Source organism: uncultured Piscinibacter sp., assembly GCF_937952055.1.
Classification (GTDB): Bacteria; Pseudomonadota; Gammaproteobacteria; order Burkholderiales; family Burkholderiaceae_C; genus Piscinibacter.
In genome coordinates this window covers 677,093-699,543 of sequence record NZ_CALFYO010000021.1, presented here as the reverse complement: position 1 = coordinate 699,543, position 22,451 = coordinate 677,093, and the positions used below count along the sequence as shown (strand labels likewise).

Genomic DNA, 22,451 nt, shown 5'->3' with positions numbered 1-22,451 from the left:
GCTCAGGTCGTTTCTGCGATGGCCTCGGCCGTGCCGGACTGCGCCGCGCGGTACAGCGAGGCTCCTGCCAGGGCCTGCTGGAGCAGCCGTTCCGTCCATGACTCCTGGAACCGGGCACGCGCCTGCGAGCGTCCGCGTGAGTCCAGGCCCGTGGCCGCGGCGGTCATCAGCGAGTTCTCGCGGCTGGCCGCCACGATCAGCGGGCGGCCGAGACGGTAGAGCGAGCGCGGACCGAATGCCACCTGGAGGCGGGTGAAGTATTCGCCGTCGGAGCCGAAGCGGTGCTCGTCGAAGTAGCCGATGCGCTGCAGCACCTGCCTGCGGAAGACGATCGAATTCGGCGTGCGCCGCTGCATCGGCCAGACCAGGCTGGACCAGAAGAGGCCGTCGTCCTGCAGCCGGATGTACTCGCAGCTGACGGCCTGCACCCAAGGTCGCCGGCGCAGCACCTCGAGGCACAGGCCGAAGCGTTCGGGGCACGACCAGTCGTCCGCATCGTTGAACGCGATGACGTCGCCCTGCACGAGCGCCAGGCCGATGTTCTTGGCCGCGTAGGTGCCCAGATTGCGCTTCAGCCGGACGGGCCGGAGTCGGGTGTCGGTGCGCGACATCGCCACGAGTCGCTGCCAGGTCTGGTCGCGGCTCGCGTCGTCGACGGCAATCAGCTCGAGATCGCGATGGTGCTGGCCGAGCACGGACCGGACCGCCGCCTCGACGTAGTCCGCGCAATCGAAGCAGGTCATCACCACGCTCAGCTTCACCGCGTTCCGGGCCGGTGTCGCTGGCGTGCCGTCCACGTCGATGTTGCCGACGGCGAGCGCCTTCGCGGCGTCGAGCAGCCGCACGCGCGAGAGTCCGTTTGCCTGCAGGAAGCGGTTCAGACCCTCCAGTTGCCGTGGCGCTGAGGGCTGCAGGTTGGCCCAGAGCAGCCAGCGCTGCGGGCCGAGCAGTTCGGCATGCGCCTCCAAGTGCGTTTCGCACGCGTCGCGCTCGCCGAGCCGCAGCAGCAGCGCTGCCTCGGCGGCCGAGGGTCGACCGCTGGCGCGGATGAGGTCGAGGGCCACCGCGGGCGCCAGCGGCGCCGTGCAGTTCATGGCCGCGTCGATGTCGCGCCGGGGGATTGCCGGGTCGGGCAACCGGGCCGCCAGCGAACGGGCGAGTTCGACCGCCTCGTCCGCCTTGCCGAGCAACGCAGCGAGCCGGATCGCCATCGACGGGAGCTTCGACGCTTCCGGCGTATCGCGCATGCCGGTCGTGGCACGCTCGCCGAGGCCGAGTTGCAGGCACAGGTCGCAGTACTCGACGCCCTGGGATCGGCCGCGACGAAGCAGGCGCAGCAGCCGGTGTATCGGGGGGCCCTGAATGGCCAGCCGCACGGCCGCCGCGTAGCGTCGCGCGCGTGCTCTGAAGGACATGGTTCGGGTGGGCCTAAGGCGTGGTGAGGAAGCGGGAGCCGGCGATTATCGCGTCAGCGCTGCCGCAGGCCGCGCAGTCAAGCCCCGGCGCTGGCCACGAATAGAATCCCGACACCGTTCGACACGCGGCACGTTGCCGTCCTCGGCGGCCTGAAGGGTGTCAGCGCGTGCAGAGGAAGACGTGTCGGGAGGATCGATGAAGCACAGGCTGGCAATCCTCGGCTCCTGCGTCTCGCGAGACCTGTTCACGCACATTCCGCAGGCCCTGGACGCGGTGGAACTCGGCCCCTACGTCTCCCGCGCCACGCTGATCTCGATGTCCGGCCGCCCGCCGGCACGCGTCGTCGCCAAGCTTGCCGGGCACGTGGCCAAGCGCTTCGACGATCGGCGTTTCGTGCTCGACGCGCGCAAGGACTACTTCCGGGTGCTCGCCAAGGACGCGCCCGAGGTGCTGGTGCTGGACCTGATCGACGAGCGGCATGCCACCTACCTCTTCGACGACGGCGCGCTGACGGTCACCAAGGTGAGCAAGGAGTTCCTCACCGAACATGGCCTGCAGCGCCTGCCGCGTATCGCCAGCCCGTTCAGCGCGGACTGGCTGCGGCTCCAGGCGCACAGCCTCGAGACCCTGATCGACCGCCTGCGCGCCGACTTGCCGAAGACACGCTTCATCGTGCATGCGGCCCCCTACGCGATGCGCTACCTGGCCGAGGGCGAAGTTCGGGGCTTTCCCGACACCGCGCCGATCCTGCGCTGGAACGAGTACCTGGACGCGGCCTATGCGCGGCTGGCGCAGGCTCTGGACGCGCCGATCATCGGTCCCGGGGCTGCCGGTGCGCTGGCCGGTGGCGAGCACCTGTGGGACCTGACGCCATTCCACTACGACATCGGGTACTACCGCACGTTATGGTCGTCGCTGGCCGCGCAGCTCGATGGACGTGGCGCGGTGGCGGGTCTGTCGGCGTGAGGATGCGGTCGGACGTTGAGCAGCGCACGCACTGAACGCGCTTCACCTGGAGACCCCATCATGCTCGTGACCGCACACTCCCGCGATTTCCGCCGCGCCCGACTCTGGGTCGCCGTCCCGCTGCTGACGTTCGGGCTGATGTCCGTGGCCGAGCCGCGTGAACGTGGCGTGAAGGCAGGCGACGTCTGCGTCACCAACGGCGTGGTCGAGAAGGAAGCCCGCGGCAGGTTCGTCATCAATTCGCCCAGTTCGCGGGCGGTCGTCAAAGGTTCCGACGACAGTGCCGGGGCGATCAAGTTCGAGTACCTGGGCCCCGCCGCGGGTGAGACGAAGCTGGCGTCGGGTGTCGTGCGACGGCAACTCGGCGTCAAGCTGCGTGCCGAGGACAGCTGCAACGTGATCTACGTCATGTGGGGCATCGAGCCGGAGCCCGGACTGGTGGTCTCGATGAAGGTCAACGAAGGCAAGACGACCCACGCCCAGTGCGGGGTGAAGGGCTACAAGCTGGTGCCGGCCAGGTTCGAAAAGCCGGTGGCGCCGATCAAGGTCGGCGAGCCGCGCACGCTGGCGGCAAGCCTGGACGAGAACCGCAAGCTGACCGTGCGGGTGGACGGTGACGTGGTGTGGGAAGGTATCGCGTTCCCGACCGCCAAGACGATGTATGGCTACACCGGCATTCGCACGGACAACGTGCGCGTCCGCTTCGAATGGCTGGCGGACGACAACGAGGTGCCGGCATCGCGCCGGGCCGGACGCGCGGCGCCCAAGGTGGTGTGCAACAAGGTGCAGGGCTGAGTGACTGGCTGAGCCGAGGTGTTCACTTCGGGTCGAGCGCCTCCTCGTCGCATACCAGTTCGGGGTCTTCTTCCGGGGCGGCGGCCTCGCCGGCTCCGAACTCCTGCGCGAGCCTTCCCGAGAAGAAGTGGCTCATCACGTAGTTCACGCCGAACTCGTTGACCGTGCGCAGGTTCGGGTCGTAGAACATGCCGCGGGACGGGTGCGAGGAGATGATCTCGTAGGACGGGAAGTACCAGGCGTCGGGCAGGTTCTTCGCCAGGTCACCGGCCACGGCGCGCAGCACCGACTTCGAGTACGTCGTCGCGACGAGAACGTGCTCTCCGGAGGCCGTGGCGGTGAGCGGCACCGGTGACACGGTCAAGAGCAGCCGCGCGCGCGGGTTGACCTCGCGCAGGCCCGTCCAGAAGCGCGTCATGTCTTCGGCGATCTCGGGGTAGCCAAAGTTGCGGAACTCGTAGCGTGCCGGGTCGAACTCGCCGCAGATCGTCCCCGGCGCCGTCGGGAAGCTGGTGCCGTCCTCGCGCGACAGCCAGGCTTCGGTCAGGCCGAGCGTGAAGACGAACAGGTCCAGCGTCTCGAACATCGCGCGGACACGCTTCAGGTGCGCCCGACGCAGCTTGAGCACCAGATCGGCGCTCGCCTGTCCCACCGCGTCCACGCTCGGCCGCAGCGCGTCGAAGAAGCGGCCGTCGCGCTGCCAGACGATCTCGGCGGGAGTGCGCCGGCCGAACGCCTCCTCGAAGAGCTGCAGCAGTTGCCGGGCGGTGTAGATGTTGCCGTAGCGGCAGGAGTACACACGGTAGCCGAACCGTCGCGCGTCCTCCAGCGACGCGAACAGCGACGGCGGCGGCGGCTCGAGGTCCATGAACGCCGCACCGCGCCGTGCCAGGTTGTTGCCGATGTGCTGGGCGAAGCACGAGCCTGCGGTGGCGATCTTGTCCTGCCGCGTCAGCGGCAGCGGCTGCCACAACTCGGAGAGTTCGGCGAAGTGGACGTCCGACACCGCCGAGCGCCAGTAGGCGCGCGGCGCGAGCTTGGAGTAGGGATTGGCGGCCATGGCGTTTGCGTCTCTAGAGCTTATTGCGTCAGCTGCCACTGCGCCACGGCATCGGCCAGGCGCAGGTCCTCGGCATCCACGGCGGCCGATTTCGCCGGTGATGCCGGGGTGGATGCGGGGGGCGCCGCCGGTGCGCGCAGCTGGTGCAGCTTGGTCAGGATGGAGTCGGCGTACAGGTTGGGCGCGTACATCGCGGCCTTGAGCCAGGGCGTGCAGGCCGGCATCGGGATCGAGCCGCTGTGGCCCGGGATGCCGTAATACTCACTGTGCAGGATCACGCGGTTGCGCGCATCCGGCTTCAGGCCCTTCGCCAGATCGAGGGTCTGGTTGTAGAGGTGATATCGGTCGCCAGCGGCATTGAGCAGGCAGACGAAATTGGGTACGGACTGCGCATAGAGCTCGGCGACGTTCACACAGAGCTGCGACGCGAGCGCCGTGGCATCGATCGCTCGAGGCCAGCAATGTTCGCGGTACGAGGTAATCGGGCCCTCGAGATAGTTCAACAGGTTGATCTGCGGGTTCGCCACCAGCGCCAGGCTGCCCGGATGCGCGTGAGAGTAGAACAGCGCCGCGAAGCCGCCCGCGGAGGCGCCGAAGTAGATGGTGCGCTTCACCTGCAGCAACTGGCTGAGGCGCGCGAAGAAGCGCGGCAGGACCTGCTGCAGCGGCAGGTCGTGCGCGCCGGCATACCACGCCGCCTTCAACTCTGTGCTGCGCGCCAGGGTCGGGTCCGAGATCGAGATCTGATGGGCCCCCGAGGCGACCGAGAAGTGCGGCTGGAAGAAGGGCAGCGGGCGCTTGGCCTGGTCCACCGCGCCGTGGAACACGACCACCAGGTTGGGGCTCGAGCCCTTGCGGTAGTGCACCGGCAGCCGCAGCCCCTCGAACTCCACCAGTACCGGTTGGGCGTGCGATGGGAGATCCGTGATGGCGATGTTCTGCATGGTCGCGTCTCGTTCCTCAGCCTTCCGCCGGCGTGGCCGAAGACGGCGGCGCCGGCCGCGGCAACAGCGCGCCGAATGCCGCGCCCAGCGTGCGCTCGCGCGTGGCCAGGATGGATCCGATGTCACCCTCGAGGGCCTCGCTCCAGGGTTCAACCGAGCGCACCAGCTTGGTCTGGCGCGTATCGTCCTTGCGGAACTCGCGGAACAGGGTCGACTCCTCGAAGCCGAGCGACTGCAGGTAGCCGGCCTGCCGTTCGATGGCGATCATCGGCGCGCCGATTCGCTTGCAGGCCAATGCCAGCCAGACGTCGGCCATGCCCGTGGTCTTGAACTCGGCGATGTCCGGGCGCAGCAGGTCGGTGTGGAAGGCCACGGTGCCCGTGCCCAGCTGGTTGACCACCACGTCGTGCGGCAGTTCGTGCTCGAAGTGGTACAGCGTGCGCCCGCGGAAGTAGTTCCGGATCGGCTTGGCGAAGATCGTGCCGTGCAGGCCCACGACGGCGCGCCGCTCGTAGAAGTCGACCTTGCGGATCAGGGTCTCGACGTAGTCGGGTGGGTAGGCAATGTCGTCGTCCACGGTCAACACGAAGCCCGAGGACAGGGACTGCATGAAGTGGAACTTGCCGTTGTCGCGCAGGTCGCGCGCCTTGCCGCCGAGCTCCGCGGTGATGCGCGAGTGGCGCAGGAAGTCGGGAACTTCCTCGTACTCGTTCAGGTAGACATACAGGTGGTCGACCTGCGGCAGCAGCCGCGCGACCACTTCGCGCAGCTTGTCCTTGCGCGGCGGAAAGCTGGCGATGCAGGCCGAGACGGCATTGTGGTCGTACCGGCCCGGCGCCACCACCAGCTTGCCGTAGACCGGAAACGGGCGCCGCACCACCGGGAAGGGCATGTACGGTCGCAGGCTCTTCTGCGACAGGAACTCGTGCCAGCGCGTCACCATGGCGGCGTAGTGGCGCCGCTGCGGCGACAGGAAGCTCTGGTTCTCGCGCCGCGGCTCGATGAAGTTGATGGCGTTCTCCGGGTCGCGTGTGAGCGAGCCCTCGCGCAGCAGTGCCGTGTAGAGCACGCGCTTCACGTTGGAGTGCGACTCGGGGCCGTAGGTGGCCTTGATCCGGCGCAGCATCTCGTCGTCTGCCGAGGTGCGGATGCTGTCGAAGTAGCCGACCTCGCGGATCACCGAGCGCTTGATCATCTGGCTGATGTAGGCGATGCGCTCGGTGACGCCGTTGATCTCGATCGTCTTGCCCTCCGTGTCCACGCGGATGTGGTTGCACGTGCTCACGGCGATGCCAGGGCGGTTCAGAGCCTCGTACTGCAGTGCCAGGCGATTCGGGTCCGAGGTGTCGTCGCTGTCCATGAAGGTCACCGCGACGCCCTTCGAGCGGGTGATGCCGAAGTTCTTGCAGAAGTAGGTGCCCCGGTTGTCGCCGAAGCAGAACAGCCTGACCCGTGGATCCTCCGCGGCAAGGCGCTCGACGATGGCGCGGGTGTCGTCCGTGCTGCAGTCGTCGACGACGATCAGCTCGAGGTTGGTCCAGGTCTGCGCGGTGATGGAGCGGATGGCCGGCTCGATCAGCGCCCCGGTGTTGAACGAGGTCATGATCACGCTGACGAGCGGCTGACCGGAGTGCGTCTCGTGATGGCCCGTGACGCCGCCCAGAGGGCGCGACATGTAGGCCACGCCTGCGAGCCGCACCTTGTCGGGCCGCGGCAGCGGCGTGTCGGGCGACGAGGTGTCCACCACCACCGGCGCCGGCGGTGGGGCCGGCTGGGCTGCCGGAGCCGCGGGGGCCGCTGGCGCCCTGGCGGGCGCTGCACCGGTCGGCGGGCGCGGAGCGCCGACCGCAGCGGCCGCAGCGGCGGCCGCGGGTGCGGTCTGCGGGGCGGGGGGCGCCGCGTCGGTGTTGCGCATCAGGCCGAAGATCTGCAGGAACCGCTTGACGCGTCGCAGGCTGCCGAACACGCGGCCATTGAGGAGCTTATCGAAGCGCCGCTCGGCGCGCGTCATGCGGCGCTGGTAGTCCTTCGACAGCAGTCCGTGCTCCAGGCGCAGTCCCTCGATGGACTCGACGATCTGGCGCGTGCCCTCGCTTTGCGCGCGAGCGGCCCGCACCACGTCGTCGGACAGTGTCGCGAAGCGCGCGCGGGTGGACTGCAGTTCGGCCTCGAGCGCGGCCAGTCGCTGGGCCTCGAACGCGCCCAGCCGTTCGTCGAACGCGGCCAGCCGTTCGTCGAGCGCGGCCAGCCGTTCGTCGAACGTGTCGGCGCGGCCGGGCAGGTTCGCCAGCGCGGCGAACTGGCGGTCGAGCCGCTCGCCGAGCGCCGCCAGTTCCTGCCGCGTGCGCTGGTTCACTTCGGCCTGCTGCAGCGTGCGAAGCTCGCCGACTGCCTTGGCCGACTCGTCGGCGCTGCGCGCCGCTCCGCGGGCCTGCCGCAGCGCGGCGCGCGAATCCTCGCGCACCGTCAGCAGCGAGGCGGCGATCAGGGCCAGGAGTTCGGGGCGGCGCGCCAGTTCGGCCACCGGCAGGAACACGTACGTCGGGCTGGCATTGAAGACGTTGCAGCCCACGTACCCGAGTGGCCGCAGCGTGCCGTCGAGCAGCTCGAAGTCGCTGCGGTTCAGGCACTCGCACGCCACCACCGGCTGGTCGCGTGCCAGCAGTGCGGTGGCACCGCGGATCACCTCGGCCTCCATGCCTTCCACGTCGACCTTCAGCAGCCGCACCGTGGGCAGCGTGCCGAGCATGTCGTCGAGCGCAACCAGCGGCAGCATGCCGTCGGCAGACTCGGCCAGCCGCGTGGCACCGGAATTCTTCTCGTCGCTGGAGACCACCCTCGCCGTCCCAGAGTGCGCGCCGACGGCCTCGGCCCGTACCTCGATCAGCGCGTCCAGCCCGTTGATACGACGGTTCTCCTGCAACAGCGCGGCGACGGCCGGCACCGGCTCGAAGGCGGTCACCCGACAGCCCGTGATGCCGGCGAAGAAGACAGCGTGCGTGCCGATGTTGGCCCCCACGTCGAGAACATGGTCGCCCGGGCTCAGCACGGTCTGCAGCGCGCGCAGCATCTGGAGCTCGTAGAAGCCGCCGGTCTCCTGCATGGTGGCGAGGATGTGATCCTCGGCGCTGGGGAACACGAAGTAGAAGGGCCGGCCGCGGTCCTGGATGGAAATGACGGCGGTCTTGGGCGTGATGTTGCTCAAGGTCTTGTCCTGGCGCACGAGCGCAATTGGCAATCGATCAGAGGTCGAACAGCACTTTGGCCGCCACCGCGATCTGGTAAATGATCTGCGTGATACCGCGGGTCAGCTCGACGCTCTTGGTCTCGATTTTGGGCATCACCATGATCTCGTCGCCGGGCTGAAGCGCCGTGTTTCGCGAGTCGCCCACGCTGCCGTCCTGCCGAACGACGAGGACCTTCGCACGGTCCGCGCCCTGCGTGTAGCCGCCGGAACGGGTCACGTAGTCCTCGGCGCTGGCGTTGTTGTCGTAGGCGAGCGCGCTCGGGAAGATGACCTCGCCGCTGACGAGCACGAGGTGGCTGCGTTCGGGCAGGCGAATCACATCGCCGTCCTCGAGCAGCAGTTCACCCGACTCGCTGCCCTGCGCCAGGATCACCTGGCCCTTGGGCTGGACGGTGCGGGCGCGCTCGATGAACTCGAGGATCTGTTGCGCCTCGCGGCTGCGCAGAGCGGCCTCCTCGCTGGTGGCCGAGCGGGCCGTGAGCGCATAGGTCTCCAGGCTGCGCAGCGAGGCCTCGATCAGTTCCTTCTGCCGCAGTGCAACCGAGTGTCGATACAGCTGCAGCGCTTCGACGCGCGCCTGCGGCGCGGGCTTGAGGCGGGCGACGGCGTCCTTCAGCTGCGAGCCGTAGGGCAGAACCAAGGTGCGCTCACCCAGGTGCGCACCCTCGATCCGCACCAGGATCGTGCCGGGGTACTTGTCCGACGTGACCCGGACCTCGTCGCCATCCTGGATGACGACCTTCTGGGCGTCGGCGATCGCGTGGTATTCGCTGCGACGCTCCGCGCCCACGTTTCGCAGGATGCTCAGGTGCGTGGCTCCGGGGCGCGGCCGGGCCATCGCGAGCAGTTCGGCTGCGCCGACGTTCGGCCGATCAAACTCGAACACGTAGGGGTTGAGCACCTCGCCGCTCACCCGCACCGCGTGCTTGCGCGGCAACACGACGATGGTGTCGCCGTCCTGGAGCTGCAGCGGCTCGATGCGGCCTTCGAGCAGGAACTGGTACAGATTGACCGTGGAGTGTCGCTGCCCCCCGCGCAGCACGTCGATCTGCAGGAAGCTGCCCCGGTCTGGATCGATGCCGCCGGCACGGTCGAGGTAGTAGAGCACCGAGTTCGAAGACAGTCCGCCGTACAGGCCCGGGGCACGCACGAAACCCGTCACGTAGACCTTGACCGGTTGGGCGGCCTCGAGCGATGCGTACACGCCGACGCTGCTGCGGAAGGTCCGCTTGACCTGGTTCTCGATCAACCGGCTCAGTTCGCCGTTGCGGACACCGGCCACGGCGACCGGGCCGACGTTAGGAATGAACACGTTGCCCTTCGCGTCGACGATCAGCACGGCATCGAACTGGAAGGCCCCCCACATGCGGATTGCGAGGCGGTCGCCGATCGCGATCTGGTAGTCGGGATTGAAGCCGGCGAAGGGCTCGGTCCCGAATCGACCGGTGAACATCTGCGAGCCGAACACCACGGGCTGGAGCGCGGTAGCCGGATCGGGTGGCAGAGCCGGCTGCACGGCGACGCCATTCGTCACCGGGGCGAGCGCGCCTTGGGCGGGGCCGGTCGGCTGGGGCGCGGTCGCGCTCATCGGTCGCGGCCGGGCGATGTTCGGCATCTCGGTCAGCCCGCGCGGGCTCGTGTTCAGCGGATCGGCGGAGCCGGACTGTGCGGCGCAAGGCAGGACCGTGAGCGCGCAGAGGGCCGACACGGTGATGCGTACAAGGCCGGTGAGAAGGGATCGCATGGGGCTCAGTCCTGGTGTTCTCTGATGGTGGCGATCACGAGGCGGACGATGCCGTAGACAAGCAGGCACACCAGCAGCAGCGTCGCCAGGTTGTAGAAGCGCCGCGGATACTCCGCCGTCTCGGGCAGGGTCGCCGGCTCGATCACCACGAGGTTCTTCAGTTTCCGGGTCGCGTCGATGCGCGCGTTCTCGATGGCGCCCAGGGCCAGCTTGTAGGCGTCAAGCGCGAACTCCGCGCGGGTCTTCAGGTCCTCGAACTCGATGGCCAGCGCACCGAGCCGCTCGCCCCCCCGGCCCGAGGTGGTGCCGCGCGAGCGCTCCTTGTCGAGTTGTGCACGGGTCGCCTCGATCTGGCTGCGCAGCGCCTGCACCTGGAACGAGTCGTCGTTCAGGTACGTGCGCAGCGCGCGCAACTCGGCCTCCGACTTGGTGATGGAGGCCTGCAACTCGGCGACCATGGTGCCGCTCGCCTGCGCCTGCACCGTGGGATCGAGCAGTCGGTTCTTGCTCTGGAAGGCGAGCACGTCGGCCTTCGCCTTCTGCAGCTTCTCGGCCGCGCGCACCACTTCGGTCTCCGCGAAGCGCAGCTTCTCGCGCGCCAGCTGGTGTGACATCTCGTTGACGAAGCGCTCGCTGGCCTCGAGGATCGCTCGGTTGAGCTCGTTCGCGAACTTGGGATCGAAGCCTTGCACGCGCACGGTCAAGGTCGAGGACAGTTCGTCGATGCTGACCTCGACACGGCTTCTGTAGTACTTGAGGAAGTCCTCCTGGCTGGCGCCGCCCCACAGCCGCGAGATCTGGTCGAGCCGTTCGGACTCGTAGTGCTGGCGCAGCTTGAAGCGGGAGTCGAGCTGCTGCAGCAGGCCGAGCGAGTGGATGTACTGCTTGAGGTAGAGCGTGCCTTCCCGCGACGGTGGGTTGAGGCCGGCGAGCAGCAGAGCCGCGCCGGGCAGCGCCGAGGCATCGGCACCCGCCTGCTGGAGTGCGACGGTCGATTCGCTCACGTAGCGATCGGCCGCGACCAGCCCGAAGTACAGGCTGCCGAGCGCCATGGGCACGGCCAGCACGGCCAGCAGCAACCGCCGAGGCGTGAGCGAATTCAACTCGATCATGAGGCAGTGGTCAGGGATTGTTTCTGATAGGCCGCGATGCCCGCCTTGACGTTCGAGTACAGCATGGCGTTGCCGCGGTCGACCAGGACGACCTGGTTGCAGTGCTTCGCGATGTCGCTCATGTTGTGCGAGACGAGGATCAGGTGCGAGGTCTTCAGCCGTTGGTCGAGGAGCTCCCGGCTCTTCGCCTTGAACTGCGCATCGCCCACGGCCATGATCTCGTCGATGAGGTAGTAGTCGAAGTCGAAGGCCATGCTGAGGCCGAACGCGACGCGGGACCGCATGCCCGAGGAGTACGAGCGCATGGGCAGATCGAAGTAGTCGCCGATGTCGGCGAACTCCTCCACGAAACCGAGGATGCGCCTCATGGCACGCCCCGTGGCACCGTGAATGCGACAGACGAACTGTGCATTCTCGCGCGCCGTGAGCGTGAGCTGGAAGCCGCCGGCGAGACCCACCGGCCAGGAAACCCGGGCGTCGGTGATGACTGAGCCGGCGTTGGGTGAGTCGATGCCGGCGATCAAGCGCATCAGGGTCGACTTGCCGGCGCCGTTGCGGCCGATCAATCCGATATTCGCTCCCGACGGGAACATGAAGCTCAGGTTGCGAAACACGTAGCGGCGCCCGTGCGGCGTGGGGTACCACTTGGTGAGGTTTCGCAGCTCGAGCATGGCAGGTATCACTCCAGACCGAGCAGGTCGTGGCGATTGAGCCGGTACAGGCTCAGCGCCAGCGCCGAAACGACCAGCGTGAAAAGTGCCGGGTAATACCAGCCCACGCCCTGCAAGGGCTGAAAGGCCGGGACGTAGTACAGCCGCGACAGCTCGATCAGGTGCAGAACCGGATTCCAGAGCAGTACATCGCGGACCTCGATCGACAAGGTGTGTAGCGGGAGGATCACGCCCGAGAGCAGGTACAAGGGCATGAAGGCCAGGCCTACCACCGTGTGGACCCGCGGCCGATTGTGCCCGATCACGGCAAACAGAAGTCCCAGCGAGGTGCCGAGAGCGACGAGCAGGGCGTAGGCGCCGATGAGCTCCAGCGGTGCGATCGGGAGCCAGTGGTAGCCCAGCCAGCCGAGCGCTGCATACGCCACCACCATCACGGCCGCGTACAAGCCGAGCTCGACGATAGCCCGACCGATCAGGGCATCCAGCGGCTTGATCTGGCGGTAGGCATAGAGCCCGCGGTTGGCGGTGATCGCGGTGGGCAGTCGCCGCGCGAGATTGCGGAACATGAAGAACGGCAGGATGCCGGTCACGAGGAACACGGGAAACTCGATATTGGTCGACACCACGTGATGTCTGAACCCGAACAGGGCCAGGATCACGAGCACGTGCGCCAGCGGCTCGAACACCATCCACATCAGGCTCAGCCACTTGCCCTCCACGCGGGCGCGCAACTCGCGGATCACCAGAGCGAAGATCACGGAGCGCTGAATGCGCATCGGCGTGCGCTTGCGCGGTAGGGTGGGGAGGTCGGCGAGATGCATTTCGGTATCAGTCGAAGGTGGCGGCACGCGACAGGGCTGGTGCGACCGCATCTTTGGACGACACCTTCGCGGGGCTGCCGGGCAGCGGCCAGGCAATCCCCAACGCCGGATCGTCCCAGCGCACCGCCGCCTCGCACTCGGGCGCGTAGTAGTCGGTGGTCTTGTAAAGGAAGTCGGCCTCGTCGCTGAGCACCAGAAAGCCGTGTGCGAAGCCCGGCGGGATCCACAGCTGCCGGTGGTTCTCGCCGCTGAGCTCGGTGCCCGCCCAGCGACCGAAGCGCGGGCTGCTGCGGCGCATGTCCACGGCGACGTCGAAGACGCGGCCCCGCGCCACGCGCACCAGCTTGCCCTGCCCATGCGGCGGCAGCTGGTAGTGCAGCCCGCGCAGCACGCCTCGCGCCGAGCGCGAGTGGTTGTCCTGCACGAACTCGACGTGGCGGCCGACGGCCTCGTCGAAGCTGCGCTGGTTGAAGCTCTCCATGAAGAAGCCGCGCGCGTCGCCGTGCACGGTGGGCTCGAGGATCAGCACCTCGGGCAGATCGGTCGGCGTCACGCGCATCAGAAGGCCTTGTCCTTCAGCAGCCGCGCGAGGTACTGGCCGTAGCTGCTCTTGGCCAGCGGCGCGGCCAGCGCCTCGAGCTGCGCGGCGGTGATCCAGCCGGCGCGCCAGGCGATCTCCTCCGGGCAAGCCACCTTGAGACCCTGGCGGCGCTCGAGCGTGGCGATGAACTGGCCGGCCTCGAGCAGGCTGTCGTGCGTGCCGGTGTCCAGCCAGGCGTAGCCGCGGCCCATGATCTCGACGTCGAGCTGGCCCTGCGCCAGGTAGCGCGCGTTGACGTCGGTGATCTCCAGTTCCCCGCGCGCGCTCGGCCGGATGTCGGCGGCGATGTCGCAGACCTGCGCGTCGTAGAAGTACAGGCCGGTGACCGCGTAGGCACTGCGCGGCTGCTTCGGCTTCTCCTCGATGCTGATGGCCCGCTGGGCGGCATCGAACTCGACCACGCCGTAGCGCTCGGGATCCTGCACGTGGTAGGCGAACACGCTGGCGCCGCTGCGCCGCGCCGCCGCCTTCAGCAGCAGCGGCTGCAGGTCGTGGCCGTAGAAGATGTTGTCGCCCAGTACCAGCGTGCTGCAGTCGCCGTCGATGAAGTCGCGGCCCAGCAGGAAGGCCTGCGCCAGGCCGTCGGGGCTGGGCTGCACGCAGTAGTTCAGGTTCAGTCCCCAGCGTGCGCCGTCGCCGAGCAGCGCCTCGTAGCGCGGCAGGTCCTGCGGCGTGCTGATCACCAGGATGTCGCGGATGCCCGCCAGCATCAGCGTGGACAGCGGGTAGTAGACCATCGGCTTGTCGTACACCGGCATCAGCTGCTTGCTGACAACCTGCGTGGCCGGGTGCAGCCGCGTGCCGGAGCCGCCGGCGAGGATGATGCCCTTGCGTGCCATCGTGCGTGCCTTTCCGGGGTCAGTCGTCCAGCAGCTCGGCGAGCATGCGGTCCACCCCCTGCTGCCAGGGCGGCAGGGTCAGGTCGAAAGCGCGGCGGAAGCGCGATGTGTCCAGCCGCGAATTGAGCGGCCGTGCTGCCGCGCTCGGGTAGTCGCGCGTCGGGATCGCTTGGATGTCGCGCGTGCGAAGCTTCAGCGGCCGGCCGCGCGCCGCCGCCGCGTCGACCACACGGCAAGCGTAGGCGTGCCACGAGGTCTCGCCCCCTGGTGCGACATGGTAGGTGCCCGCCAGCGCCGGCTCGCGCTGCAGCGCGCGCAGCGCATGCGCGCTGACGTCGGCGAGCAACTCGGCGCCGGTGGGCGCGCCAACCTGGTCGTCGACCACGCGCAGGCTGTCGCGCTCGGCCGCCAGGCGCAGGATGGTGCGCGCGAAGTTGCCTCCGCGCGCCGCATACACCCAGCTGGTGCGCAGGATCAGGTGGCGGCAACCACTGGTGCGCACCGCCTCTTCGCCGGCCAGCTTGCTGCGGCCATAGATGTTGATGGGTGCTGCCGGTGCATCTTCGCCGCGCGGCTCGACGCCGCTTCCGTCGAAGACGTAGTCGGTGCTGAACTGGAGCAGCGTCGCGCCGAGCGCGCGTGCCTCCCGGGCCAGCACACCGGGCGCGGCAGCATTGACCGCATGGGCGACCTGCGGCTCGCTCTCGGCGCGGTCGACGGCGGTGTAGGCGGCGGCGTTGGCGATCAGGTTCGGCCGCAGCGCGCGCACTGTCTCGGCCAGTGACTCCGGTTGCCGGAAGTCGGCCGGCCAGTCGGGGCTGTCGGTGCTCAGCGCGGTCAGCTCGCCCAGCGGCGCGAGCGCGCGCTGCAGTTCCCAGCCCAGCTGTCCGCGGCTGCCGAAGAGCAGGATCTTCATGCGCCTGTGCCGTACTGCTGCGCCACCCACTCGCGGTAGGCACCGCTCTGTACCTCGCGCACCCAGTCGGCGTGGTCGAGGTACCACTGCACCGTGCGGCGCAGACCGCTCGAGAAGGTCTCCAGGGGGCGCCAGCCGAGCTCGCGCTCGATGCGCCGCGCGTCGATGGCGTAGCGGCGGTCGTGCCCCGGCCGGTCGGCCACGTGCGTGATCAGCCGCGCGCGCGGGCCCGCCGGGTCGGGGCGAAGTTCGTCGAGCAGCGCGCAGACCTGCCGCACGATGTCGATGTTGGCCTGCTCGTTCCAGCCTCCGACGTTGTAGCTCTGGCCGGTCACGCCGCGCTCGAGCACGGTGCGGATGGCGCGGCAATGGTCGCCGACGTAGAGCCAGTCCCGCACCTGCCGGCCGTCGCCGTACACCGGCAGGGGCTTGCCGACGAGCGCGTTGACGATCATCAGCGGAATGAGCTTCTCGGGAAAGTGAAACGGCCCGTAGTTGTTCGAGCAGTTCGTCGTGAGCACCGGCAGTCCGTAGGTGTGATGCCAGGCACGCACGAGGTGGTCGGCGGCGGCCTTGCTGGCAGCGTAGGGGCTGTTGGGCTCGTAGCGGTGCTGTTCGGTGAAGGCCGGCGCATCCGGCGCCAGCGAGCCGTACACCTCGTCGGTGCTGACCTGCAGGAAGCGGAACGCGGCGCGTTCGCCTTCGGGCAGGGCGGCCCAGTGGGCGCGCACGGACTCGAGGAGGTGCAGCGTCCCGGTGACGTTGGTGCGCACGAACGCTTCCGGGCCGGCGATCGAGCGGTCGACATGGCTCTCGGCGGCGAAGTTCAGCACCGCGCGCGGACGGTGGCGCGCAAGCAGGCCGGCGACGAGCGCGCGGTCGGCGATGTCGCCGTGCACGAAGACGTGCCGCGGATTGCCGTCGATGGCGGCCAGGTTGCGCAGGTTGCCCGCGTAGGTCAGCGCATCGAGGTTGAGCACCGGCTCGTCGCTCGCGGCGATCCAGTCGAGCACGAAGTTGCTGCCGATGAAGCCGGCGCCGCCGGTGACCAGGATCATGAGAGGGGCTCGAAGGAGAACGCGCGGATTATCGGCCATGCCCGGCAGGCCCGGCCGCGCCGGGTGGCCCCGGCGGCCTCACTACACTCTCGCCCATGCTGCAATTCCTGGCCGCCTTCTTCGTGTCGGCGGTGCTGACGTTGTTCGTCGTGCGGGCGCTCCGCCACCGCGGCGCTGCCACGAAGGACCACGACCTCTCCGGTCCCCAGAAGGTCCATTTCAAGCCCGTCGCCCGGGTCGGCGGGGTGAGTATCTTCGCGGCGCTCGTGCTGCTGGTGATCGTCGCCGCCGGCCTGGGCTGGCATCCGCAACTCGCCGAACATCTGGGGCTGCTGGTGGCCTGCGGCCTGCCAGCTTTCGTCGCCGGCCTGGCGGAGGACCTGACCAAGCGTGTGCCGCCGTTCCCGCGCCTGATGGCGGCTGCCGTGTCGGCACTGCTGGCTGTGTACGTGCTCGGCACGGCGATCCACCGCACCGACGTCTGGGGGCTCGACGGGCTTGCCGCCTTCGAGTGGGGCGCCACGCTGCTGGCCATGGTGGCCGTCGCCGGCATGGCCAACGCAGTCAACATCATCGACGGCTTCAACGGTCTGGCGTCGATGTGCGTGGTCATGATCCTGCTTGCGGTGGCCTATGTGGCCAACCAGACCGCAGACCCGCTGGTGCTGGCGCTGGCCCTGGTCGGCGCAGGTGCGACGCTGGGCTTCTTTGTCTGGAACTATCCGCACGGTCTGATCTTCCTCGGCGACGGCGGGGCCTATTTCCTCGGTTTCTATACGGCGGAGGTGGCGCTGCTGCTCGTGCTGCGCAATGCCGAGGTGTCGCCCCTCTTCCCACTGCTGGCCGCGGTCTACCCGGTCTTCGAGACGCTGTTCTCGATGTACCGCCGGCGCATCGTGCGTGGCCGCGCGATCGACATGCCGGACGGCGTGCACCTGCACAGCCTGGTCTACCGCCGGCTGCTGCGCTGGGCCGTCGGCAACAAGGATGCCGCCGCGATGACGAAGCGCAACGCGATGACGGCGCCCTACCTGTGGATGCTGTGCATGCTGGCGGTGGTGCCCAGCGTGCTGTTCTGGGACGACTCGCGCGTGCTGGGCGTGTTCATCGTGATGTTCGCGCTCATCTACGTGTCGCTGTACTCGCTCATCATCCGCTTCAAGTCGCCCCGCTGGCTGATGCCCAGGAAGGATTCCCGGCGTCGCCGATAATGCGCGGATGAGTGACCCCACCCCCGGCCTCGCCACGAGCGACGCCACCCCCGAGGCCGCGACACCCGCGCCGGCCCGTTTCGACACCCTGCCGCTGGACGAGAAGCTGCTGCGCGCGGTGGCCGATTCCGGCTACCAGACGATGACGCCCATCCAGGCCAAGGCGATTCCCATCGTGCTGGCCGGGCGCGACGTGATGGGCGCGGCGCAGACCGGCACCGGCAAGACGGCCGCGTTCTCGATCCCGCTGCTGCAGAAGATGCTCAAGCACGAGAACCCGAGCATGTCGCCGGCGCGCCACCCGGTGCGTGCACTCGTGCTGGCACCCACGCGCGAGCTGGCCGACCAGGTCGCCAACAACGTCAAGCAGTACTCCAAGTTCACCAAGCTGCGCGCCGCCGTCGTGTTCGGCGGCATCGACATGAAGCCGCAGACGGCCGAACTGAAGGCCGGCGTCGAGGTGCTGATCGCCACGCCGGGCCGGCTGCTCGACCATATCGAGGCGAAGAACTGCGTGCTCAACCAGGTCGAGTACGTGGTGCTCGACGAGGCCGACCGCATGCTCGACATCGGCTTCCTGCCCGACCTGCAGCGCATCCTCAGCTACCTGCCCAAGCAGCGCCAGACGCTGCTCTTCTCGGCCACCTTCTCGACCGAGATCAAGCGGCTGGCCGAGAGCTACCTGCAGGATCCGGTGCTTGTCGAGGTGGCGCGGCCGAACGCCACCGCCACGAACGTCGAGCAGCGCTTCTTCAGCGTCGCCACCGACGACAAGCGGCGTGCCGTGCTCAAGCTGCTGAAGGAGCGCTCGATCACCCAGGCGATCGTGTTCGTCAACTCGAAGCTGGGCTGCGCGCGTCTCGCCCGTTCCTTCGAGCGCGACGGCCTGCGCACCAACGCGCTGCACGGCGACAAGAGCCAGGACGAGCGACTGAAGGCGCTCGACGCCTTCAAGCGCGGCGAGGTCGACGTGCTGGTGGCGACCGACGTGGCAGCCCGCGGCCTGGACATCGCCGACCTGCCGGCGGTGTTCAACTTCGACGTGCCCTTCAACGCCGAGGACTACGTGCACCGCATCGGACGCACCGGCCGAGCGGGTGCTTCGGGCCTGGCGTTCACCCTGGTCTCGCGCGACGACATGCGCATGGTCGGCGACATCGAGCGGCTGATCAAGAAGAAAATCGAAATCGAACCGCTGGAGCTCGACGACGAGCCGCCGCGCCGCGACTACCAGCGCGAGCGCGTCCGGCGCGACGGCGATGACGAGCGGGCGCCGCGCGCCGCGGCTGCGCGCCCCCGCGCCGCCCCGGCCGACCCGCTGTTCGACCAGCCCTACGTGCCGAGCAACCCGGAGGCGGCGCCGGCCTGGGAGCAGAAGGCGGCCACCCCTGCGCCGCGTGGCCTGTCGCCCTACATCAAACCGAAGAAGAAGGTGGCGGCGCTGTTCGGCGCGAAGAAGTCACACGACGAAGTGCCTTCGTCCTGACGCGGCGATTCGGCTCGATCAGCGGGCCAGGGCATCGGCCAGGATTCCGACAATTCGCCGGGCGGCATTCCCGTCCCAAAGCTTGGGTCGTCGTCCGCGCTTGGAGCGGCCTTCGATGGCCGCCAACGCCAGTTCGATGACACGCGAGGGTTCGGTACCGGCCAACTCGTTCGTGCCCTCGTCCACCGTGATCGGCCGTTCGGTGTTCTCGCGCAGCGTGACGCAAGGCACGCCGAGCGCGGTGGTCTCCTCCTGCAGTCCGCCACTGTCCGTGAGGACGACCACTGCGTCCTTCCACAGATGCAGAAACGGCATGTAGGCCTGCGGAGGCATCAGTTCGATGCCAGGCCCGAGATCGACCCCAAAGTTCGCTAGGTTGGCGCGCGTGCGGGGATGCACGGGGAATGCGAGCGGCAGACGTGCCGAGATCACGCGCAATGAGGCGGCGAGCCGCTCCAAGCCTTCGCGGCTGTCGACGTTGGAGGGCCGATGCAGTGTCAGGACTCCGTAGCGGCTGTGCCGGCGCTTGAAGACGTCGGTCTCGAAGCCGCTCGTGTCGACGTGCGCGAGTTGAGCGGCCTGGTAGAGCACGTTGTCAGCCATCACGTGGCCGACGTCGTGAACCATGGCCGGATCCTTGCCCTCGCGCAGCAGATGCCGCATGCCGCTCGGCTCGGTGACGAAGAACCAATCGGAGATCGAGTCGGTGACGAGCCGGTTGATCTCCTCGGGCATGGTCATGTCGCCGCTGCGCAGACCAGCCTCGACGTGCGCCACCGGAATGCAGAGCTTCTTTGCGACGATCGAACAGGCCAGCGTGGAGTTCACATCGCCGACCACGAGCACGGCGTCCGACCGGTCCTGCTGACACAGTTCCTCGTAGGCAGTCATGATCTTGGCGGTCTGGGCCGCGTGGCTGCCTCCGCCGGCCCCGAGCCTGACGTCTGGAGCCGGAATCCCGAGTTCCTCGAAGAACACCTCGTTCATGTCCCGGTCGTAGTGCTGGCCGGTGTGAACGAGGCGCCAGCGCAGCCTGCCATCCTCGCGCAGCGCGCGCACGATGGGCGCGATCTTCATGAAGTTCGGGCGGGCACCCGCGACGAGGTCGATTCGGGGTTGGCTCATAGGTCGCATGGGGTAGGAGGCGTCACGATTGTGGCTCAGCCTGCGCGCGCGAATTCCCGGCGCGTCCCACGTGAATGCGGGGCGTTCAGCCGGCCAGGAAACTGAACACCGCCGGTCGATCTGCCGGCAGCGATGCCGGCTTGGCACGCCAGGCCGAGACGGTGTCGCTGCGCGTGAATGCGCCCGGTGCCGTCAGAGCGCAGCTCACCGAGAGGCGCGTGCCCGGCTGCAATTGCGCGACCAGAGCCTCCAGCAGCGCGGCATTGCGGTACGGCGTCTCGATGACGATCTGCGTCTGCTGGGCCTTGCGCGACAGTGCCTCCAGCTCGCGCAGCCGCGCTGCCCTCGCGGTGGCCTCGACCGGCAGGTAGCCGACGAACGAGAAGCTCTGTCCGTTCAGCCCGCTCGCGGCGAGCGCCATCAGCAGCGAGCTCGGACCGGGCAGGGCCACCACCTCGGCGCCGTCGGCATGCGCTGCCTGCACCAGCGCCGCGCCGGGATCGGCCACCGCCGGCAGCCCGGCCTCGGAGATCAGGCCGAGGTCGGCGCCGGCGCGCAGCGGCGCGAGCAGCGGCCTGAGATTGGGCATCGCCACGGTCCTGCTGCCCTTGGGCGGCCGCGGCAGTTCGACGATAGACACCTGCTGAAGCGGCCGGGCGAGTGGCACGATGCGGTCCACGCGCTTGAGGAAGGCGCGTGCGCTGCGAGCGTTCTCCGCCACCCAGTGCTCCAGCCTCGCGGCGATGCGCAGCACGCCCAGCGGCAGCACATCGTCCAGCGAAACCGCCTCTGCGACACCTTCGATGCCGAAGTCCAGCGCGCTGGGCACGAGGTAGAGCCTGCCGGTGGCTCCGTTCATGGCTGCAGTGGATCGATGCCTGCCGCACGCAGCAGGGCGCAGGTGCGGATCAGCGGCAAGCCGACGAGTGCGGTCGGATCGTCCGACTCGATCGCCTCCAGCAGCGCGATGCCCAGCGTCTCGCACTTGGCACTCCCCGCACAGTCGTAAGGCTGCTCGGCGCGCAGGTAGTGCTCGATCTCGGCATCGGTCAGCGCGCGGAAACGCACCGTCACCGGCGCGGCGGCGGCACCGGCGTATCCGCTCGAGGTGCGCTGAACGGCCACTGCGGTGTGGAAGACCACGCTGCGCCCGCGCATCGAGCGCAGCTGCTGCACCGCGCGCTCGTGCGTTCCGGGCTTGCCGATCGGCGCGCCGTCCAGTTCGGCCACCTGATCGGAGCCGATCACGACCGCCTGGGGGTGCAGCGCCGCCACCGCAGCCGCCTTCGCCGCAGCCAGGCGAACGGCCAACGCGGCGGGCGTCTCGCCGGGGCGCGGCGTCTCGTCGACCTGCGGCGACACGACGTCGAAGGGCAGGCGCAGTCGCTCGAGGAGTTCGCGCCGGTAGCGTGAAGTGGAGGCGAGGATCAGCGGAGGGCGCGGGGTCATGCCTGCGATTGTCCCATCGCGACTCGTACACTGGCGGCCATGAAAGCGCGTGTCCGCGACCCCCTGCGACTCGATGTCGAGGCCTTCGCCAAGGAGGGCGGGCGGCTCGAGGGCCGCTGGCCCTTGCGAGGCTTCGTGCGCCTGGGCGAGTCGGCCCATGCCGAGGCCGGGCCGGCGGAAGGCGACGAGGTGGCCTGGCAGGCGCAGGGCGAATTGCGGCCGGTGCGTGGCGGGTCGCCGGAGATCTGGCTGCATGTCGCCGCTCAGGCGAGCCTGAACCTCGAATGCCAGCGCTGCCTGCAGCCGGTGGCGGTGCCGCTGACGGTGCAGCGCAGCTTCCGCTTCGTCGCCGACGAGGCCACCGCGGCCGAGATCGATGCCGACTGCGAAGACGACGTGTTGGTGCTCACTCGCGCGCTGAACCTCGGTGAACTTGTGGAGGACGAGCTGATCCTCGGCTTGCCACTGGTGCCGCGCCACGCCAGTTGCCCGCAGCCGCTGAGCCCGCCGGCGGAGTCGGCCGAGCCGCTGGAGGAGCGGCCCCATCCCTTTGCCGCCCTCGCGGCGCTCAAGCGCTCGGGACCGCACTGAGCGGTTGGCCGGATGAACCGCGGGCGCGTGGTAGAATCGCGGGCTTTTCATCGGACGCCCCGTGGCTTGCCGTGCCAGATGCAGTGGGAACGGCAGCAGGTATGGCGTCCATCGCGGATCGTATTGTTGCGGGACGTCCTCCCGCCGGGCCGGGCCTGACCAGGCCCGCCCCACACAGGAGAATTCCATGGCCGTTCAGCAGAACAAGAAGTCGCCCTCCAAGCGCGGCATGCATCGCTCCCACAACGCCGTTGCGGCGCCGGGCACCGCCATCGAGCCGACCACCGGCGAGACGCATCTGCGCCACCACATCAGCCCGACCGGCTTCTACCGCGGCCGCAAGGTCCTGAAGACCAAGGCCGACGCCTGAAGCGTCGTGGCTGTGGCGCGGCTGGCCCG

General features: G+C 68.7%; 21 protein-coding genes. 6 read left to right on the top strand and 15 right to left on the bottom strand.

The window, feature by feature from the left end; translation table 11 throughout:
• Positions 1-2: 2 nt before the first annotated feature.
• Positions 3-1,415 carry a glycosyltransferase family A protein gene (locus tag Q0599_RS17565; protein ID WP_298832081.1) on the bottom strand — a complete coding sequence of 471 codons (1,413 nt, stop codon included), beginning with the start codon at positions 1,413-1,415 and terminating at the stop codon, positions 3-5.
• 196 nt (positions 1,416-1,611) lie between these two features.
• On the opposite strand from Q0599_RS17565, the gene Q0599_RS17560 reads away from it, so the two are divergent.
• Positions 1,612-2,382, top strand: a complete 771-nt coding sequence (locus Q0599_RS17560) for a DUF6270 domain-containing protein (protein ID WP_298832079.1) — start codon at positions 1,612-1,614, stop codon at positions 2,380-2,382.
• Positions 2,383-2,442: 60 nt separating this feature from the next.
• The gene (locus tag Q0599_RS17555; protein WP_298832076.1) at positions 2,443-3,177 is read left to right on the top strand and encodes a hypothetical protein; all 735 of its coding nucleotides are present in this window, start codon (positions 2,443-2,445) and stop codon (positions 3,175-3,177) included.
• A gap of 22 nt (positions 3,178-3,199) precedes the next feature.
• Here the strand turns inward: Q0599_RS17555 and Q0599_RS17550 are convergent, their stop codons facing one another.
• The 11 genes from Q0599_RS17550 to rfbB are packed head-to-tail and all read right to left on the bottom strand — an operon-like array spanning position 3,200 to position 16,190.
• The gene (locus Q0599_RS17550; protein WP_298832073.1) at positions 3,200-4,237 is read right to left on the bottom strand and encodes a GSCFA domain-containing protein; all 1,038 of its coding nucleotides are present in this window, start codon (positions 4,235-4,237) and stop codon (positions 3,200-3,202) included.
• A gap of 20 nt (positions 4,238-4,257) precedes the next feature.
• Positions 4,258-5,181 carry a hypothetical protein gene (locus tag Q0599_RS17545; protein ID WP_298832068.1) on the bottom strand — a complete coding sequence of 308 codons (924 nt, stop codon included), beginning with the start codon at positions 5,179-5,181 and terminating at the stop codon, positions 4,258-4,260.
• A 16-nt stretch (positions 5,182-5,197) separates the two neighbouring features.
• Positions 5,198-8,386: an FkbM family methyltransferase gene (locus tag Q0599_RS17540; RefSeq protein WP_298832064.1), complete on the bottom strand. Its 3,189-nt coding sequence runs from the start codon at positions 8,384-8,386 to the stop codon at positions 5,198-5,200.
• Between the two features lie 37 nt (positions 8,387-8,423).
• Positions 8,424-10,172 carry a polysaccharide biosynthesis/export family protein gene (locus Q0599_RS17535; RefSeq protein ID WP_298832061.1) on the bottom strand — a complete coding sequence of 583 codons (1,749 nt, stop codon included), beginning with the start codon at positions 10,170-10,172 and terminating at the stop codon, positions 8,424-8,426.
• 5 nt (positions 10,173-10,177) lie between these two features.
• On the bottom strand, positions 10,178-11,284 hold the full coding sequence (locus Q0599_RS17530) for a capsular biosynthesis protein (protein ID WP_298832058.1): 1,107 nt from the start codon (positions 11,282-11,284) through the stop codon (positions 10,178-10,180).
• The gene (locus Q0599_RS17525) at positions 11,281-11,955 is read right to left on the bottom strand and encodes an ABC transporter ATP-binding protein (RefSeq protein ID WP_298832055.1); all 675 of its coding nucleotides are present in this window, start codon (positions 11,953-11,955) and stop codon (positions 11,281-11,283) included. Before Q0599_RS17525 ends, Q0599_RS17530 begins: the two co-directional genes overlap by 4 nt.
• Positions 11,956-11,963: 8 nt before the next feature.
• On the bottom strand, positions 11,964-12,776 hold the full coding sequence (locus Q0599_RS17520) for an ABC transporter permease (RefSeq protein ID WP_298832052.1): 813 nt from the start codon (positions 12,774-12,776) through the stop codon (positions 11,964-11,966).
• A gap of 7 nt (positions 12,777-12,783) precedes the next feature.
• On the bottom strand, positions 12,784-13,335 hold the full coding sequence (gene rfbC, locus Q0599_RS17515; RefSeq protein ID WP_298832049.1) for a dTDP-4-dehydrorhamnose 3,5-epimerase: 552 nt from the start codon (positions 13,333-13,335) through the stop codon (positions 12,784-12,786).
• On the bottom strand, positions 13,335-14,216 hold the full coding sequence (gene rfbA, locus Q0599_RS17510; RefSeq protein WP_298832046.1) for a glucose-1-phosphate thymidylyltransferase RfbA: 882 nt from the start codon (positions 14,214-14,216) through the stop codon (positions 13,335-13,337). Before rfbA ends, rfbC begins: the two co-directional genes overlap by 1 nt.
• 19 nt (positions 14,217-14,235) lie before the next feature.
• Entirely contained in the window at positions 14,236-15,132 is an 897-nt protein-coding gene (rfbD, locus tag Q0599_RS17505) for a dTDP-4-dehydrorhamnose reductase (RefSeq protein ID WP_298832044.1), read from the bottom strand.
• On the bottom strand, positions 15,129-16,190 hold the full coding sequence (rfbB, locus tag Q0599_RS17500; protein ID WP_298832043.1) for a dTDP-glucose 4,6-dehydratase: 1,062 nt from the start codon (positions 16,188-16,190) through the stop codon (positions 15,129-15,131). The genes rfbD and rfbB overlap by 4 nt, the downstream gene beginning before the upstream one ends.
• Positions 16,191-16,285: 95 nt before the next feature.
• Here rfbB and Q0599_RS17495 point away from each other — a divergent pair, with 95 nt between their 5' ends.
• Both Q0599_RS17495 and Q0599_RS17490 read left to right on the top strand, forming a co-directional pair.
• Complete coding sequence (locus Q0599_RS17495) at positions 16,286-17,401, top strand: glycosyltransferase (protein WP_298832041.1); 1,116 nt, start codon at positions 16,286-16,288, stop codon at positions 17,399-17,401.
• Positions 17,402-17,408: 7 nt separating this feature from the next.
• Positions 17,409-18,887 carry a DEAD/DEAH box helicase gene (locus Q0599_RS17490; RefSeq protein WP_298832039.1) on the top strand — a complete coding sequence of 493 codons (1,479 nt, stop codon included), beginning with the start codon at positions 17,409-17,411 and terminating at the stop codon, positions 18,885-18,887.
• Between the two features lie 18 nt (positions 18,888-18,905).
• On the opposite strand, the gene wecB is transcribed toward Q0599_RS17490, so the two are convergent.
• From wecB to Q0599_RS17475, 3 genes are all read right to left on the bottom strand, one after another.
• Positions 18,906-20,012, bottom strand: coding sequence for a non-hydrolyzing UDP-N-acetylglucosamine 2-epimerase (wecB, locus tag Q0599_RS17485; protein WP_298832760.1), 1,107 nt, complete (start codon positions 20,010-20,012; stop codon positions 18,906-18,908).
• 85 nt (positions 20,013-20,097) lie between these two features.
• Positions 20,098-20,871, bottom strand: a complete 774-nt coding sequence (locus Q0599_RS17480) for an SAM-dependent methyltransferase (RefSeq protein WP_298832037.1) — start codon at positions 20,869-20,871, stop codon at positions 20,098-20,100.
• Positions 20,868-21,461, bottom strand: a complete 594-nt coding sequence (locus Q0599_RS17475; protein WP_298832035.1) for a Maf family nucleotide pyrophosphatase — start codon at positions 21,459-21,461, stop codon at positions 20,868-20,870. Before Q0599_RS17475 ends, Q0599_RS17480 begins: the two co-directional genes overlap by 4 nt.
• A 39-nt stretch (positions 21,462-21,500) precedes the next feature.
• Here Q0599_RS17475 and Q0599_RS17470 point away from each other — a divergent pair, with 39 nt between their 5' ends.
• Positions 21,501-22,052 carry a DUF177 domain-containing protein gene (locus tag Q0599_RS17470; protein WP_298832033.1) on the top strand — a complete coding sequence of 184 codons (552 nt, stop codon included), beginning with the start codon at positions 21,501-21,503 and terminating at the stop codon, positions 22,050-22,052.
• Positions 22,053-22,239: 187 nt separating this feature from the next.
• Positions 22,240-22,422, top strand: a complete 183-nt coding sequence (gene rpmF / locus Q0599_RS17465; protein ID WP_112190625.1) for a 50S ribosomal protein L32 — start codon at positions 22,240-22,242, stop codon at positions 22,420-22,422.
• The last annotated feature ends 29 nt before the right edge of the window (positions 22,423-22,451 follow it).

Bases quoted from the DNA above. Each gene is read 5' to 3' on its own strand.
- rfbD (WP_298832044.1), bottom strand. From the start codon at position 15,132: ATGAAGATCCTGCTCTTCGGCAGCCGCGGACAGCTGGGCTGGGAACTG.
- wecB (WP_298832760.1), bottom strand. From the start codon at position 20,012: ATGAGCCAACCCCGAATCGACCTCGTCGCGGGTGCCCGCCCGAACTTC.
- Q0599_RS17525 (WP_298832055.1), bottom strand. From the start codon at position 11,955: ATGCTCGAGCTGCGAAACCTCACCAAGTGGTACCCCACGCCGCACGGG.
- Q0599_RS17490 (WP_298832039.1), top strand. From the start codon at position 17,409: ATGAGTGACCCCACCCCCGGCCTCGCCACGAGCGACGCCACCCCCGAG.
- Q0599_RS17565 (WP_298832081.1), bottom strand. From the start codon at position 1,415: ATGTCCTTCAGAGCACGCGCGCGACGCTACGCGGCGGCCGTGCGGCTG.
- rfbB (WP_298832043.1), bottom strand. From the start codon at position 16,190: ATGATCCTGGTCACCGGCGGCGCCGGCTTCATCGGCAGCAACTTCGTG.
- Q0599_RS17555 (WP_298832076.1), top strand. From the start codon at position 2,443: ATGCTCGTGACCGCACACTCCCGCGATTTCCGCCGCGCCCGACTCTGG.
- Q0599_RS17495 (WP_298832041.1), top strand. From the start codon at position 16,286: ATGCTGCAATTCCTGGCCGCCTTCTTCGTGTCGGCGGTGCTGACGTTG.
- Q0599_RS17480 (WP_298832037.1), bottom strand. From the start codon at position 20,871: ATGAACGGAGCCACCGGCAGGCTCTACCTCGTGCCCAGCGCGCTGGAC.
- Q0599_RS17545 (WP_298832068.1), bottom strand. From the start codon at position 5,181: ATGCAGAACATCGCCATCACGGATCTCCCATCGCACGCCCAACCGGTA.
- rfbA (WP_298832046.1), bottom strand. From the start codon at position 14,216: ATGGCACGCAAGGGCATCATCCTCGCCGGCGGCTCCGGCACGCGGCTG.
- Q0599_RS17560 (WP_298832079.1), top strand. From the start codon at position 1,612: ATGAAGCACAGGCTGGCAATCCTCGGCTCCTGCGTCTCGCGAGACCTG.
- Q0599_RS17520 (WP_298832052.1), bottom strand. From the start codon at position 12,776: ATGCATCTCGCCGACCTCCCCACCCTACCGCGCAAGCGCACGCCGATG.
- rpmF (WP_112190625.1), top strand. From the start codon at position 22,240: ATGGCCGTTCAGCAGAACAAGAAGTCGCCCTCCAAGCGCGGCATGCAT.
- Q0599_RS17530 (WP_298832058.1), bottom strand. From the start codon at position 11,284: ATGATCGAGTTGAATTCGCTCACGCCTCGGCGGTTGCTGCTGGCCGTG.
- Q0599_RS17475 (WP_298832035.1), bottom strand. From the start codon at position 21,461: ATGACCCCGCGCCCTCCGCTGATCCTCGCCTCCACTTCACGCTACCGG.
- Q0599_RS17470 (WP_298832033.1), top strand. From the start codon at position 21,501: ATGAAAGCGCGTGTCCGCGACCCCCTGCGACTCGATGTCGAGGCCTTC.
- Q0599_RS17535 (WP_298832061.1), bottom strand. From the start codon at position 10,172: ATGCGATCCCTTCTCACCGGCCTTGTACGCATCACCGTGTCGGCCCTC.
- rfbC (WP_298832049.1), bottom strand. From the start codon at position 13,335: ATGCGCGTGACGCCGACCGATCTGCCCGAGGTGCTGATCCTCGAGCCC.
- Q0599_RS17550 (WP_298832073.1), bottom strand. From the start codon at position 4,237: ATGGCCGCCAATCCCTACTCCAAGCTCGCGCCGCGCGCCTACTGGCGC.